This window comes from Nocardia sp. NPDC056611 (assembly GCF_042792755.1).
Lineage (GTDB): Bacteria > Actinomycetota > Actinomycetes > Mycobacteriales > Mycobacteriaceae > Nocardia.
This window is the reverse complement of record NZ_JBHTVV010000003.1, coordinates 295087-309639: the sequence shown is the minus strand read 5'-3', so window position 1 is coordinate 309639 and position 14553 is coordinate 295087. Positions and strand designations below refer to the sequence as shown.

Below are 14553 nucleotides of genomic sequence, written 5' to 3'. Positions count from 1 at the left end.
CCGAAAAGTCGTGAAGGGAACCATGATTACCGAACAGAGTGCAGCGACCCGCCCACTACGCATTGCGATCGTGGGGGCGGGACCGGCCGGGATCTACGCCGCCGACGCGTTGATGAAATCCGATGAGCACGCCGGGTTCGCCGGGGTGAGCATCGACCTCTACGAGCGGATGCCCGCGCCGTTCGGGTTGATCCGCTACGGCGTCGCGCCGGATCACCCACGGATCAAGGGGATCGTCACCGCCTTGCACAAGGTCCTCGACAAGGAGCAGGTGCGGCTGCTGGGCAATATCGACTACGGGGTCGACATCACCCTGGAGGATCTGCGTCAGTTCTACGACGCGGTCATCTTCTCCACCGGGGCGAATGCTGATCGCGCGCTGGATGTTCCGGGCATCGACCTGGACGGATCCTACGGTGCGGCGGACTTCGTGTCCTGGTACGACGGGCATCCGGAGGTGCCGCGGACCTGGCCGCTGGAGGCGGAGAAGGTCGCGGTGCTCGGGGTCGGCAATGTCGCGCTGGATGTGGCGCGGGTGCTGGCCAAGACCGGGGACGAGCTGCTGCCCACGGAGATTCCGCCGAACGTCTACGCCGGATTGACCGCCAACAAGGCGCTCGAGGTGCACGTGTTCGGCCGCCGGGGTCCCGCCCAGGCCAAGTTCACGCCCCTCGAACTGCGCGAACTCGACCACTCCCCCACCATCGAGGTCATCGTCGACCCGGAGGACATCGACTACGACGAGGGTTCGGAAGCCGCGCGCCGCAACTCCAAGCAGGTCGACATGATCTGCAACACCCTGGAGCAGTGGGCCATTCGCGATGTCGGCGACCGCCCGCACAAGCTGTTCCTGCACTTCTTCGAGAACCCTGCGGAGATCCTCGGCCAGGACGGCAAGGTCGTCGGCCTGCGCACCGAACGCACCGAACTCGACGGCACTGGCAACGTGAAACCCACTGGCGTGTATCGCGATTGGGACATCCAGGCCGTCTATCGCGCGGTCGGCTATCTCTCCCAGCCGGTTCCGGGCCTGCCCTTCGACGAGGACAGCGGCACGGTCCCCAACACCGCGGGCCGCATCCCCGGCCTGGCCGCCACCTATGTCACCGGCTGGATCAAGCGCGGCCCCGTCGGCCTCATCGGTCACACCAAGGGCGACGCCAACGAAACCATCGCCTGCCTGCTCGACGACGCCCCTTCCTTCACCCCCGCCGCCCACCCCGACCCCGACGCCGTCATCGAATTCCTGGAGCGCAAGGGCATCCCGTTCACCACCTGGGCGGGCTGGTACCGCCTCGACGCCCACGAGCGCGCCCTCGGCGAACCGCAGGGCCGCGAACGCGTCAAGGTCGTGGAACGCGACGAGATGCTGGCCGCCTCCGAACCCGGCAAGAAGACAGGATCCGCTGTGCCCATCACGCGAATCACCAAAGTCCTGGTAGCCAACCGCGGCGAGATCGCTGTCCGGGTGATCCGGGCCGCCAAGGACGCCGGTATCGCCAGTGTGGCCGTGTATGCCGAACCGGACGCCGACGCGCCGTTCGTGAAGCTCGCCGACGAGGCGTTCGCGCTCGGTGGACAGACCTCGGCCGAGTCGTACCTGGTGTTCGACAAGATCCTCGACGCCGCCGCGAAGGCCGGCGCCGACGCGATCCACCCCGGTTATGGGTTCCTTTCCGAGAACGCCGATTTCGCGCAGGCCGTGATCGACGCCGGACTGATCTGGATCGGTCCGTCGCCGCAGTCCATCCGGGATCTGGGTGACAAGGTCACCGCGCGCCACATCGCCGAGCGCGCCAAGGCGCCGATGGCCGCGGGTACCAAGGACCCGGTCAAGGACGCCGATGAGGTCGTGGCGTTCGCCAAGGAGTTCGGTGTTCCGGTGGCCATCAAGGCCGCGTTCGGTGGTGGTGGTCGTGGCATGAAGGTCGCGCACACCATCGAGGAGATTCCGGAGCTGTTCGAGTCCGCGACCCGTGAGGCCATCGCGGCGTTCGGTCGTGGTGAGTGCTTCGTGGAGCAGTACCTGGACAAGGCCCGCCACGTCGAGGCCCAGGTCATCGCCGACCAGCACGGCAATGTCGTCGTCGCGGGTACCCGTGACTGCTCGCTGCAACGCCGCTTCCAGAAGCTCGTCGAGGAAGCCCCCGCGCCCTTCCTGTCCGATTCCGTGCGGTCCCAGATCCACGAGTCGGCGAAGCAGATCTGCCGCGAGGCGGGCTATTACGGCGCGGGCACCGTCGAATACCTCGTCCAGGGCGACACGGTCTCCTTCCTGGAGGTCAACACCCGCCTCCAGGTGGAACACCCGGTCACCGAGGAGACCGCCGGAATCGACCTGGTACGCCAGCAATTCCGCATCGCCGAAGGCCACGCCCTGACCTTGACCGAGGGCCCGACCCCGCGCGGCCATTCCTTCGAGTTCCGCATCAACGGTGAGGACGCCGGCCGCGGCTTCCTCCCCGCACCCGGCCCGGTCGTCACCTACCACGAACCGACCGGTCCCGGCGTCCGCGTCGACTCCGGCGTGGTCGAGGGCTCTGTCATCGGCGGCCAATTCGACTCCATGCTCGCCAAACTCATCGTCACCGGCGAAACCCGCGACCAGGCCCTCCAACGAGCCGCCCGAGCCCTCGCCGAATTCCACATCGAGGGCTTGGCCACGGTCATCCCGTTCCACCGCCACATCGTCGAGAACCCCGCGTTCATCGGCGACGGCGAGAAGTTCGACGTCTACACCAAGTGGATCGAGAACGAATGGGACAACCCGATCGAGCCCTACACCGGTGCCGTCGCCATCGAAGAGGACGACGAGGGCCCGCGTCACAAGGTCGTCGTCGAGGTCAGCGGCCGCCGAGTAGAAGTCTCGATCCCCGCCCAGTTCTCCGCCTCCGCCGCTTCCACCCCGGTGCGTAAGAAGCCGAAGCCCCGCAAGCGCGGTGGCGCGGGCGCGGGCACCGCCTCCGGCGACGCCGTGACCGCCCCGATGCAGGGCACCGTGGTCAAGGTGGCCGTCGAAGAGGGCCAGTCCGTCGAGGCGGGCGACCTGGTCGTGGTGCTCGAGGCCATGAAGATGGAGAACCCGGTCACCGCCCACAAGTCCGGCACCATCACCGGCCTCACCGTCGAGCCCGGCAGCGCCATCACCCAGGGCACCGTCCTAGCCGAAATCAACTGACCCCGGCCCGGCCCCGGCACTCCAGCCGGGGCCGTCACCCCTCCCGGAAACCCGATTCCACTTCCAGCCCCCACCCTGCTAAAGTTCCTTCCCGCAACGAAGTAGCAAGCGCCATTAGCTCAATTGGCAGAGCAGCTGACTCTTAATCAGCGGGTTCGGGGTTCGAGTCCCTGATGGCGCACCAGAAAAGTCCTAACCCGGGGTCGGATTCCCGAGGGCGTCCTTCGCCGGGCCGTACCCGGCTTCGGCGGATTTGCGGTAGACGCGTTTCGCGGCGTCCGTGCGCCCGAGGGATTTCCATTGGTCGCCCAGGGCTTTCAGCGCGACCATGTCGCCGTCTTGTTCCACCTCGCGGTAGAGGACCTCGGCTCGGTCGCCCTCGCCTCGGGCCTCGTGAACCGCTGCCAAGTGGACCTTTCCGAGAATGTGGCCATTGTCGATGTAGCGGCGGTACCAGTAGGCGGCCTGGCCGAGGTCACCGGTCTTCATGCACATATGGCCCAAGGTCAGCATCGAGAGCGTATCGCCGTGCTCGGCGGCCTGCCGGTACCAGCGTTCGGCTTCCGCGCGGGCGCCCCGGTTTTCGAGGAGTCGGGCCAGGAAGGACATCGAGAGGGTGTCGTTCATCGAAGCGGCTTGGCGGAGTAGCCGTTCGGCTTCGCCGATATCGCCGCGCTTCTGATGATCTCGGGCCCGGGCCAGCAACTGGCCGATCTCCCCACGCCTGCGGCCGTTGCCCGGCGGTCGCGAATTCTCCTTGGGTACTTCCGATTTCGGCGCGATATCCTGCGATTTCCGGTCCGTGAGCATGGCCAGTGCGTGGGGGATCGACGGACGTGACTCCGGCCGTCGGTCCATCAGTCGAGTGATGAGCCGGCCGAGTTGCCCGGCGCGCACCGGCGAGGGAACCGCACCGAACATGACCGCTTTCATGGTTCCGTGAATGGTGTCGCGACGGAACGGCGAAACCCCCTCCACCGCTTGGTAGAGCGTGACGCCGAGGGCGTACAGGTCACCGGCGGGTGTGTCGTCGCCGTCGATGCGTTCGGGCGCCATGTACTCGAACGAACCGATCAGCGTCTCCTTCGCGGTCAGCGTGTGATCGGAGTGGTGGCGGGCGGTTCCGAAATCCGTGAGCAGCACCTCGCCGCCGGTGGCGAGCAGGATATTGCCCGGTTTGACATCGCGGTGGACCACACCGGCGTCATGGGCGGCCCGCAGGGCCTGCAACAGGGCGGTGGCGACGGTGGCGGCTTCCGCGACGTCCACCGGCCCGTCGCTGTCGAGGCGCTGCTTCAAGGATCGACCGGACACCAGGCGCATGACGATCCAGGGCGTCCCGCCGTCGGTGACGACGTCGAGTACGCCGACGATATTCGGATGGTCGCGCAGCCGGGCGGCATTGCGGGCCTCGCGTTCGGCCCGCACGACCCGCTCGGCGTGCTGCGCACTCGATTCGGCCTGCGGGAGCAGCACTTCCTTCACCGCGACATCCACCCGCAACCGCTCGTCGCGCGCTTTCCACACGGTCCCGAACCCGCCACTGCCCAGCTTCTCGATCAACCGGTAGCGGCCGCCGAGAACCCAGCCCGGTCGTCCCAGCGCAGACATGCAGGCCCCCAGCGGTTCAGTGCCCCAGCAACATTCGGAACCAGTCAACCGTACTCGAACACGGGCGCCCGGGGCGCCCGCAACCGGGACGGTCAGATCGCCCTTGCCTGCACGAGGTCCGAGGGCAGCCCCCCGGCATAGACGGCGAGTATGTCGGTCGCCTTCGACAATGTGCCGACGATGGATTGGACCGGGGTGCGGTACAACTCCGGATAGTCGACCTCGCCGAGCCGGGGGTCGACGGGGAACGCGAGCCGTTCCTCGGCCAGTGAGAACTCGGCCGAGATATCGACCCGATTGCCACGAGGGTCCTGCCGATGCCAGGCGCCGTCGAGGTACACCGCGACCAGACCGTGGAGGACGTGCCCATCACCGTGGGTCAGGCGCTGGTAACACAGCGCGGTGGGAATCCCCTGACCGCGGAGAACCGCCGCGAGCAGATGCGACTTCGCATAACACAGCCCGACCCGCTGTTCGAGAACCTCCGACGCCCTCAGCGTCACCCGAGAATCGCGGGCGTCGTAGGAGTGCGCGACGTTGTCCCGCACCCATTCGAATGCCCTGCGAGCAAACTCGGCCTCACCATCAGCCCCGGATCGAAGCTCATTCCCCAGTTCGCGCACCGTCGGGTGATCGACCTCGACGATCGAATCGCCTGCCAGATAGGCAGCTGGACCCAACGACGACACCGGGGAAAACGACATGATCAAACCTTAGAGCGCGCCCGCGACGGTCCTATTCACCCGTCTGACCGTCGAGTCGTTCCCGGAATAGGTCGGCGTGGCCGTTGTGGCGGGCGTACACCGGCCGCCCGCACCTTCCCCGGAAACGCCAAACGGCCCGAGATCCCCTCGGGCCGTTGATCTTCGCCGCTACTGGACCGAGCCGGCCAGCCGATCGGCATAGGGGGCGATGAACTTTCCGACGATGGGAAGCGGCGCGCGGACACCGCCGGTGCTGTTCGCCTGCACCATGGCCATGATCCAGACGATGAGCGCCAGGAGACCGACCACGAGCCCGGCGAGGCTGAAGATGATCCCCAGCGCCCCGAGCAGCGACCCGACGATGCTGAGCACGAAGTTGAGGACGGAGACCGCTCCGAAGAAGACGATCGATTGCGAGGCATGGAATTTCACATCGGGGTCGTTTTTCCCCAGGAACAGGAAGATGATTCCGGTGAGCCAGCCCAGCGCATACGACAGGATCGCGCTGGTCTTCTTGTCCAGTCCGGCGGACTGCGGCTGGTTGGCGGGGGGCTGAGAAAATGTCATGGCGTAAGTAAATGCCGCGCATGCCCCCTACCGATCCCAACTTCACCATGAACCCGCAGGTCACGGACCCAACGACGGCTGGGGCGCGGCCTGCGGCATGAGCGGACGTTCAGCGCAGGCTAGCCACCTGTGTGAACGTGGACTGATCAGCTTTCTGCTGCGGCCCGGAGCGTACCGTCCCGCCTCAGCCGGTGGCGTCCTGCACCGGATAGTGGATGACGACCACACCGCCGGTGGCGTAGTTGACGACATCGGCGGCCAGCCGCTGGCCGTGCTGCGAGGCCCGCGCCGCGGCCATGGCGGCGGCGTCAGCGAAGTCGGCTTCGAAGACCGCGAAATACGGCGATTCTCCCTCGGTCGCCGCCACGTCGAAGCTGTAGCGCCACGCAAGCGGGCCGGGCCAATTCCCGACCAGTGGGATGTGTTTGGTCACGTAGTAGTCGCGGAAGTGGTCGGGGTCGGCGGGCTCGGGATACAGGACCAACAACCTATGCATGACTGCCTCCTGCATCTACCGCGGTCGGTTGAATCGTCATATGCGCAGGTTAGGGCTTGATGTGTGGTCGAGGGAAAGACCGATACGGGATAGACTCAGAACGGATCGTTATCAATCGGCAGGGAGGGCATGTGGCGCCCGATACGGTGAGCCTGCGGTACTTTCTGGTGCTGGCGCAGGAGTTGAACTTCACGCGCGCGGCCGAACGGATCGGCATCGCGCAGCCCGCACTCAGTGCCCGGATGCGCCGATTGGAGGCGGAACTCGGTACGAGCCTGCTGGTTCGTAACACGCGTAGCGTCGTACTGACCCCGGCCGGTGCGGCTTTGGCGGAGTCCGCGCCGCCCGCGCTGGCGGCGCTGGACCGGGCCTGGGACACCGCCCGGAAGGCGGGGGCCGGTGAACTGGGCACGCTGCGCATCGGATACAGCCTCAGCGCGGGGGCCGAGACGGTACCGGCCCTGGTGGACAGGCTCATTCGCAGCAGCCCGGGACTCGAGGTCAGCGCGGTCCCGATGGCGACACCGGAGATCTCCCCCGCGGTCGCCGACGGCCGCATCGACGCGGGGATCACCCGCGGTGAACAGCCGGGACATGGCGTGCGCCGGTTCCTGCTGCGGCGTATGCGCGTCGGGGTCCAATTGGCACAGCATCATCCGCTGGCCGAACACCCGGAGATCGAGATCGCCGATGCGGCCGCGTATCCGCTACGCCTCCCCGACCGTACGGCCAACCCCGTGATCCACGATCAGCTGTCCGCACTGTTCCGCGACACCCGGCCGAACCTCCGATTCCACACGCCCGCAGTCTCTTTCGACATGTCGCAGCGCGACCTGCGCGACGGGCTCACCCTCGCCCCGGCCGGCGAGGCCGCGGTCACGACAATACCGGCCGGTCTCACGTGGCGACCGCTGCAGGGCGCACCCACCTTGACGATCCACCTGGTCCTCCCGCGCGAGCAGTCACCACTGCACAGCCGCATCCGTACCGTCGCCAAAACCCTGGCACACGAGCTGCACTGGCTGCCGGACTGACGCGCGGCAGGTCACGCGAGACGGACGTCGGCGGTGGCGAGGCCCAACTAGGTCGGCACGCCGAGAACCGCTGACACTCCGCACCTTGGCGCGCAGGTCAATTCGGCACCGAACGGGCTCGCGGCACGCTGATTCGCCCCTCGGGTTCAGCCCCGCAAGGCGGCGATGGCCTTCTCGATGCGGCGTTGGCGGGTTTCGGGCTTCTTGGCGCTCTCGATGGCGTGGACATGCTCTCGTTTGCGGCTGTGGGAGAGGTTGTCGTAGGCGGCGCGGGCTGTGGGGTCGGCGTCGAGGGCTTGGGTGAAGTCCTCGGGCTCGACGATGACGCGCGGCTCGGTGTCGAGTTCCAGGCCGACCTCGACCTCTTCGCCGATCTCGACGCCCGCGGCCTGCCGGTTGGCGTTGCTGAGGCCGAGGAGGTTGCGGCCGCGCAGGATGGCTACTCGGCTCTTCCAGGAGTGTCCGTTGAGCGTGATCGTCACCGGCGGCCGGGCGCCCCCGCCGAGCGCCTCCACCACCTCGGGCGGAACTTCCAAGCCTCGCATGGGCTCCGGTGGCTCGACGATGGCCCGAAACTTCATGTTCCTTCTCCTGTGGTTCTGCGGGCTCACCACGAATCCGGCCCGCCCGGCTCCGATAGCCGCTCCCATTTCCTACACCAGGATCATCGCCGCGGCCGGAACCGGCGCGGCTCGCGCCGCGCCGTCCCGTGCGGCCGTGCGGCCATACGGATGCGCTGTTTCGCTGGAGAACGGGGACAGGCTGTGCGACAGTCGGATCGGTGGTCGGCGCGTACCCGGGAGGAGTCGGCGGATGACCGATGACCACACGGTGGTCGGGCGAGTGGTGGCGATCCTCGATACCGTCGCCGACGCGCCGGCGCCTTTGCCGCTGCACGAGCTCACCCGGCGGACCGGGATACCGAAACCCACCGTCCGGCGGATCGCCAACGACCTGGTCGCCCGGGGCATGCTGATCCGCACCGAGGACGGGTACTGGGCCGGATCACGGCTGATGAACCAGGGGCTGCAGTCGGCCTACCAGCAGCGGATGCCGATGACCGTGCAACCGTATCTGCAAGAGTTGCACTATCTCTCCCGCGGCGAGATCGCCTGGTACGCGACCGTGCACGACGACAATCTGGTGACGGTCGGCGCCGCCTTCGGGCCGCGCTACGCGGCCGCCATGCAGCGCGGCTGGTGGCCCAACCTGGAACTGTTCGGCAACAGCGCGGTGCTGTTCGCCTCCGGACGGCTGCAGTTCGCACACGCCCCCGAACGCGCCGACCAGGTGCTGTCCACGGGTTGGAGTCCGATGACACCGCAATCGGTGACCGACCCCCACACCATGGGCGACCTGCTGAAGCAGGCCTACGACACGGGATACACCGAGGAACAGGAACAGGTCGCGCTCGGATACCGCTGCGCCGCGGTCGCGTTGCGCGACGACACCGGCCGGCTCACCGGCGTGGTGGGCATCACCGGCTGCACCACCTCGGTGACGACCGCCGACATGCGTGCCGCACTGTCGAAATCGGCCGACGGCCTCGGCCGCGACCTGCGCGACGTCGTCGGGCGCACCCCGAACCCGGCGACCATCCTGCCGACCTATCTGCGGCTCCGGTCAGGTATCGGATACACCTGGCCCCTCCTGCCCGGCCCCACCCGAGTCACCGAATGACACGGAGTGCCGCGGACCGGCGCGGCCGATCCTTGTGCTTCGCAGCGCAGTACACAGCAGACACACCGGTGTGCCGCCGACGGGTTAGCGCGCCTTGGTGGCCCACATGATGACGTTGGTTCCGAAGAACTTCTTGCGCCAGCTTATGTCTCGAAAACCCAGTCGAATCAGCAGATCCGCGACCTGACCGGGGGATTCGAAAGCGCGGGTACTGGATTCGAGATAGGTGTACGACGAGCGGTCGCCGGAGACCACCTGCCCGAGCAGCGGCACGATTGTGCGCAATCCCCACTCCACGATCGGCTTCGCCGGACCGCTGGGCGGGCAGGTCTCGAGGATGACGATGCGACCGCCGGGCCGGAGCACCCGATGTTGTTCGCGCAGTACGACTTCGAGGTCTTCGACGTTGCGGAGCAGATAGCCCTCGGTGATCGCATCGAACGATTCGTCGCCGAAGGGCAGGTCGGCGGCGTCGGCGAGCTGCCAGTGGACGGCGTCGGCCCCCGGCTTGGTCTTGGCGCGCTCCAGCATCCGCTCGGAGAAGTCGGCGCCGGTGACGGTGACGGTGGGATAGGCGCGGGCGGCCTCCAGTGCGATCACGCCTGTGCCGGTGGCGAGATCGAGCAGGCTCCCGCCCGCGGCCGGTGCGGCGAGCTCGGCGACCTCACGACACCACCGGCGATGACGGCCGAGGGTCATGACCCGGTTCATCCGATCGTAGTACTCGGCGATTCCCTGGAAGATCCCGTGCACCGCAACACTTTTGCCCTGGGGCACCTCATCGATGGCCATCTCACGCACCCGCGCCGTCGGGGCGCTCACCCGTCGACCGTGCCAGGATCAGATCTCCCGCTCGCGCGATGACCTCTTCACGAGTCCGGCCGGGGTGGTCGGCGGCGAGGAAATGGCTGCCGATGGCCGCGCAGAAGGCGAGGAGGCTGCGAGCCTCGATCTCGGCGGGATCGGAGCAGACGGTGCCGATCGCGTCACGCAGTAGGTCCATGCGCCGATTGTCCACTCGGCGTAGGCGTTCGGCGACAGCGGCGTCGCGGCGGGCCCAGTCACGCACGGCCAGGTCGATGGGAAGCAACCTGCCATCCGAGAAGGTGAGGCGACCGGCCAACCGGGCCTTGTCGAGAACGCTGCCGTCGGCCCGCTCGACCTCCTCGAGCACATTGTCGACCGCTTCGTGCTCCCAGGTGTCGAGCATCGCCGTCAGCAGCGCCTCCCGATCGGCGAAGTAGCCGTAGAACCCGCCCTTGGTCACCCCGAGCGCCTTGGCGAGGGCCTCGACGCGCACCGCATCGACGCCCCCGGTGGCCAAGGCGCTCAACCCGGCGTCGATCCAAGTCTCGCGCGGTGTGCGCAGCGCACCCATGCCGTGATCCACCTCACTCCAGCGTTGTACGGAACCGTATAACCGATCTAGCCTCGCATTATACGCAACCGTATAACCCAATGAGGACGGTGTCATGTCCAATCGACTCCCCCGTGCCGCGCACACCGAAATGCCATGGCGGATCCACGAAATCGCGCCCGACTTCCAAATACAGGACGTCTGGGCCTTTCGAGCGCCCGGCGCCGGAGCGGACGACTTTCCGGTCGCGCTCGCCCTGCTCGACACCGACGGCGGCCCATCCACCGCGTCCCCGCCGGTTCGGTTCCTCTTCGCGGTGCGCTGGCGGCTCGGCGCCCTCCTGGGCTGGGACGATCCCGGCGCCGGCCTCGGGACCCGGGTTCGGTCACTACGCGACCGGCTGCCCGACGACCTGCGCCAGGAGCCGACCGGTCCGACCGTGCCGGGCACCCCGTTCACGACGCTGTACGAAACCCATGATGAATCGGCGCTCGAGCTGGCGAACAAGACCGTGCACGGTGTGGCGCACCTCGGCTGGGTTCCGACCGGCGACGGGTACGAGCTGCGGATGGCGGTCCTGGTCAAACCGAATGGACTCCGCGGCCGGTTGTACCTGGCCGGCATCGAACCGTTCCGTCTGCTGATCGTCTATCCCGCGATGCTGCACCGATGGGATCGCCTGTGGCGCCAGCACAATTCGATCGGGGGCGGCGACGCCGGGTGCGCCACCGAGGAGGTCCGGTGATCGCGTGGGCGGGTCGGCTCATCGTCTTCTTCGGAGCCGCGCACACCATGCTGGCCCTGACCCTCGAGGGCGCCGCGCGCCATGCCGGTGACTGGTTCAGCGGTGCGCTGTGGCACGACGACCTGTCCGCGATGAGCCCCGCGAACAGCGCACTCTGGCTTTCGTTGGACAGCTTCGGAATTCCGCTGGTCATGGTCGGACTGACCGTGCTGTGGCTGGATCGGCGCGGCCTCACGCCACCGCCGTTCATCGCCTGGATACTCGGGGCCTGGACCGTCCTGGGTGCGGTGATCATGCCGCTCACGCCATGGCCGATCATGGCGGTGGCGACCGGCTTACTGGTGGCGGGAGCCCGACATCCCGCCCCTGCCCTGCCCGACCCCGACCGAGTCACTGAATGACACGGGGTGCTGCGCTCCCGACCGGCGCGGCCGATACTCGTGCTGCGCAGCGCGATGCGCAGCCGAAACACCGGTCGGGACGGGAGCCGGCGCGCACCTGAGGATCCGGGGGAGGTCGGGTGTCCCATGACGATCGACAACGCTCTGACGCAGTCCGTGTGGCCGCTGATCGGGCGCACCGAGGAACTACGCCGCGCGCAGGCCGCGGTGATCGGTCCGCGCGCCGGAGTCGTGCTCGCGGGCGCGTCCGGGGTCGGTAAGAGCCGGCTCGCGCGGGAACTGCTGGAAACCCTCTCCGGCCGTTACGAAGTGCGCTGGGCCGCCGCGACCGTGTCGGCCCGGGCGCTGCCGCTGGGCGTGTTCGCCGAATGGGTGCCCGCGACCGCCGGGGCCGATCCGATACGGCAGGTGCACGCCGTCGTGACCGCGCTGTCGGCCAGCGCGCGGCAGCGGCCGGTGGTCGTCGGGGTCGACGACGCTCATCTCGTCGACGATCTGTCGGCGCTGGTGTTGCAGCAACTGGCCGATCGCGGCACCGTCCGGCTGGTGCTCACCGTGCGATCCGGGCAGCCCGCGCCCGACGCGATCGTCGGCCTGTGGAAGAACGAACGGCTCGACCGCCTCGAGGTGCTGCCCTTGGCGCGCCAGGAGTGCGACCGCCTGGTCGCCCGGGTCCTCGAGCAGCCGCCGGATCCGCCTACCGCACACCGGCTCTGGCAGCTGACTCGCGGAAACGTGCTGTTCCTTCGCCACCTGATCGAGCAGGAGCGCGATGCCGGACGCCTGCCGGCCGGGCCCGGATCAGCGGTGTGGACGGGCGATCCGGTGATCTCCGGCACGCTCGGCGAACTGATCGACGCGCAAATGGGTTCGCTGTCCCCGGACCTGGCGCTGGTGATCGACAGCGTCGCGGTCAGCGAACCGGTCGATGCCGGCGTGCTCATCGAGGTGGTCGACGAACAGGCGCTGGACCTCGCGCTCGCCCGCGGACTGGTCCGCATCGATCGCAGCGGCCGCCGCGAACTGGTGTTGCTCGGTCATCCGCTGTACGGCGAGATTCGCCGGGACCGCACCAGCCCGGCCCGGCTGCGCCGCCTGCGCGGCCGGATCGCCGCCGCCCTCGGCACGGCCGCGGCCGACGGTCCCACCGCCCTGGTGCGGCACGCGCTGATGGCGCTGGAATCCGACCTTCCGCCCGACGCCGCGCTGTTCACCGCGGGCGCGAACGCCGCGATGCAACTGCTCGACGGAATCGGCGCCGCCCGGCTCGCCGGCGCGGCGCGGGTGGCGGGCCGCGGCTACGACGCGATCCTGCTCGAGCTGTCGGCGACCCAGCTGATCGGCTCACCCGAGAACGTGGAAAGCCTTGTCACCGACATCGATCCGGAGGCCATCGGCATCGGACCGCACGATACCGCCGACCTGGCCGTGCGACGGGCCGCCAACCTGACCTACGGCGCCGGCGAGCCCGGACGGGCCGCCGACGTGCTCGCCGCCGCCCGGGCCGACCTGCCCGACTCGTGCGCGGCCGTGCTCGACGCGTTCACCGCCGGAGTCGACGCCATGGCCGGCCGGCTCCCCGCCGGCGCGATGGCCGACCTGCCCGACCGCCCCGAACTCCCCGACTTCGCGCGCATGACCGCGCTGTGCGCCCTGCTCACGACACACGCCTCGACCGGCGATATCGCGGCGGCCGACGCCGTCGCCGAACGCGGTGCGCAACTGCTGACCCGGTCCGCGGCGGCGGCCCCACTGGTCTTCTTCCTGACCTGGCACCATATGCGCGCGCAGGTGCTGGCCGGGCGGCTCGCGGCGGCCGACCGGATCGCCGTCCGCATCGAGACCCGAACCGTCGGACTGCCCGCGATGTTCGGCCGCTTCGCCGTTCAGCTCCGCGGCCACGCCGACCTCGCCGCCGGCCGCCTCAGCTCCGCCCTGCCCGCACTGCGCCAAGCGGTCGACGTCTTCGCCCGCGACGGTTCGAACGCGTTCGGGCTCATCGACTCTCGCATCGATCTGGCCACCGGGCTGGCGATGTCCGGGCGGGCCGAGGAAGCCGAGGCCATGCTCACGGCACTGGCGGCCGAGCCGAATCCGTTCCCGATCCTCGAGCCGCCACTGCTGCTGGCGCGGGCCTGGACCGCGGCCGCCCAGGGCTCCAGCACCGAAGCCGTCGACACCGCCCGGGCAGCGGCCCGACGAGCGGTCGAATTGCACACGCCCGCACAGGAAGTGGTGTGCCTCCAGGTGGCGACCCGATTCGGCGACCACGGCGCCGCCGCGCGCCTGACCGAACTGGCCACCATGGTCGGCGGGCCGCGCGCCCGCACCGCCGCCGCGCACGCCCGGGCACTGGCCGCCGGAGACGGCGAGGGCCTGCTCGCCACCGCCGCCGAGGCGGAGGCGGGCGGGGACCGGGCCACCGCGATCGACGTGGCCGCCCAGGCTGCGGCCGTCTTCCGCCGCCGGGGACTGCGCGGATCGGCGCTGTCGGCACTGGAACGCGCACACCGGCTCGCCGCCGAATCCGCCCTGGCCACACCGGCGCTCACCGCGGCGGACGACCGGTCCGCGCGCACCGACCGGCAGCGGGAGATCATCGCGATGGTCGGCGACGGTCTCACCAATCGCGAGATCGCGGCCCGGCTGAACGTCTCGGTCCGCACCGTGGAGGGGCACCGCTACCGCGCGGCCCGCCGCCACGGGGGTGAGCCGGAAGGGTGAGCGGCACGAGCGGATTGGCGTAGTCGACTACCCCAGGCACGCCACCGTCACGGGCG

13 protein-coding genes, 1 tRNA gene and 1 pseudogene are annotated in these 14553 nt (G+C 68.9%); 8 read left to right on the top strand and 7 right to left on the bottom strand.

Annotation, left to right across the window (positions count from 1 at the left end; translation table 11 throughout):
* Nucleotides 1-22 precede the first annotated feature (22 nt).
* The 3 genes and pseudogenes from ACFRAQ_RS17995 to ACFRAQ_RS17985 all read left to right on the top strand — a co-directional run.
* A pseudogene (locus tag ACFRAQ_RS17995) lies at nucleotides 23-550 on the top strand (FAD-dependent oxidoreductase); the annotation flags it as partial.
* Between the two features lie 816 nt (nucleotides 551-1366).
* Nucleotides 1367-3178 (top strand): acetyl/propionyl/methylcrotonyl-CoA carboxylase subunit alpha, encoded by a 1812-nt coding sequence (locus tag ACFRAQ_RS17990; RefSeq protein ID WP_379102139.1) that lies wholly within the window; start codon nucleotides 1367-1369, stop codon nucleotides 3176-3178.
* Between the two features lie 108 nt (nucleotides 3179-3286).
* A tRNA-Lys gene (locus ACFRAQ_RS17985) sits at nucleotides 3287-3362 on the top strand.
* A gap of 8 nt (nucleotides 3363-3370) precedes the next feature.
* On the opposite strand, the gene ACFRAQ_RS17980 is transcribed toward ACFRAQ_RS17985, so the two are convergent.
* The 4 genes from ACFRAQ_RS17980 to ACFRAQ_RS17965 form a co-directional block, all read right to left on the bottom strand.
* Nucleotides 3371-4789: a serine/threonine-protein kinase gene (locus tag ACFRAQ_RS17980; protein ID WP_379100847.1), complete on the bottom strand. Its 1419-nt coding sequence runs from the start codon at nucleotides 4787-4789 to the stop codon at nucleotides 3371-3373.
* A gap of 92 nt (nucleotides 4790-4881) precedes the next feature.
* Nucleotides 4882-5493 (bottom strand): transglutaminase family protein, encoded by a 612-nt coding sequence (locus ACFRAQ_RS17975; protein ID WP_379100844.1) that lies wholly within the window; start codon nucleotides 5491-5493, stop codon nucleotides 4882-4884.
* Between the two features lie 168 nt (nucleotides 5494-5661).
* Nucleotides 5662-6060: a DUF4870 domain-containing protein gene (locus ACFRAQ_RS17970; protein WP_379100842.1), complete on the bottom strand. Its 399-nt coding sequence runs from the start codon at nucleotides 6058-6060 to the stop codon at nucleotides 5662-5664.
* A 184-nt stretch (nucleotides 6061-6244) separates the two neighbouring features.
* The gene (locus ACFRAQ_RS17965) at nucleotides 6245-6556 is read right to left on the bottom strand and encodes an EthD family reductase (protein WP_379100839.1); all 312 of its coding nucleotides are present in this window, start codon (nucleotides 6554-6556) and stop codon (nucleotides 6245-6247) included.
* Between the two features lie 131 nt (nucleotides 6557-6687).
* Between ACFRAQ_RS17965 and ACFRAQ_RS17960 the strand changes: the two genes are divergently transcribed.
* Nucleotides 6688-7590 (top strand): LysR family transcriptional regulator, encoded by a 903-nt coding sequence (locus ACFRAQ_RS17960; protein WP_379100836.1) that lies wholly within the window; start codon nucleotides 6688-6690, stop codon nucleotides 7588-7590.
* Nucleotides 7591-7736: 146 nt separating this feature from the next.
* Here ACFRAQ_RS17960 and ACFRAQ_RS17955 read toward each other — a convergent pair whose 3' ends face one another.
* Nucleotides 7737-8171: a YdeI/OmpD-associated family protein gene (locus ACFRAQ_RS17955; protein WP_379100834.1), complete on the bottom strand. Its 435-nt coding sequence runs from the start codon at nucleotides 8169-8171 to the stop codon at nucleotides 7737-7739.
* Between the two features lie 232 nt (nucleotides 8172-8403).
* On the opposite strand from ACFRAQ_RS17955, the gene ACFRAQ_RS17950 reads away from it, so the two are divergent.
* Nucleotides 8404-9270, top strand: a complete 867-nt coding sequence (locus tag ACFRAQ_RS17950) for an IclR family transcriptional regulator (protein ID WP_379100831.1) — start codon at nucleotides 8404-8406, stop codon at nucleotides 9268-9270.
* Nucleotides 9271-9354: 84 nt separating this feature from the next.
* Here the strand turns inward: ACFRAQ_RS17950 and ACFRAQ_RS17945 are convergent, their stop codons facing one another.
* Nucleotides 9355-10092: a ubiquinone/menaquinone biosynthesis methyltransferase gene (locus ACFRAQ_RS17945; RefSeq protein WP_379100828.1), complete on the bottom strand. Its 738-nt coding sequence runs from the start codon at nucleotides 10090-10092 to the stop codon at nucleotides 9355-9357.
* Nucleotides 10064-10648 (bottom strand): TetR/AcrR family transcriptional regulator, encoded by a 585-nt coding sequence (locus ACFRAQ_RS17940; RefSeq protein WP_379100826.1) that lies wholly within the window; start codon nucleotides 10646-10648, stop codon nucleotides 10064-10066. Before ACFRAQ_RS17940 ends, ACFRAQ_RS17945 begins: the two co-directional genes overlap by 29 nt.
* Nucleotides 10649-10742: 94 nt before the next feature.
* On the opposite strand from ACFRAQ_RS17940, the gene ACFRAQ_RS17935 reads away from it, so the two are divergent.
* The 3 genes from ACFRAQ_RS17935 to ACFRAQ_RS17925 all read left to right on the top strand — a co-directional run bounded on the left by ACFRAQ_RS17935 (nucleotide 10743) and on the right by ACFRAQ_RS17925 (nucleotide 14497).
* The gene (locus ACFRAQ_RS17935) at nucleotides 10743-11372 is read left to right on the top strand and encodes a DUF2867 domain-containing protein (RefSeq protein WP_379100823.1); all 630 of its coding nucleotides are present in this window, start codon (nucleotides 10743-10745) and stop codon (nucleotides 11370-11372) included.
* Nucleotides 11369-11773, top strand: a complete 405-nt coding sequence (locus ACFRAQ_RS17930; RefSeq protein ID WP_379100820.1) for a DUF6463 family protein — start codon at nucleotides 11369-11371, stop codon at nucleotides 11771-11773. Before ACFRAQ_RS17935 ends, ACFRAQ_RS17930 begins: the two co-directional genes overlap by 4 nt.
* A gap of 126 nt (nucleotides 11774-11899) precedes the next feature.
* On the top strand, nucleotides 11900-14497 hold the full coding sequence (locus ACFRAQ_RS17925) for an AAA family ATPase (protein ID WP_379100817.1): 2598 nt from the start codon (nucleotides 11900-11902) through the stop codon (nucleotides 14495-14497).
* The last annotated feature ends 56 nt before the right edge of the window (nucleotides 14498-14553 follow it).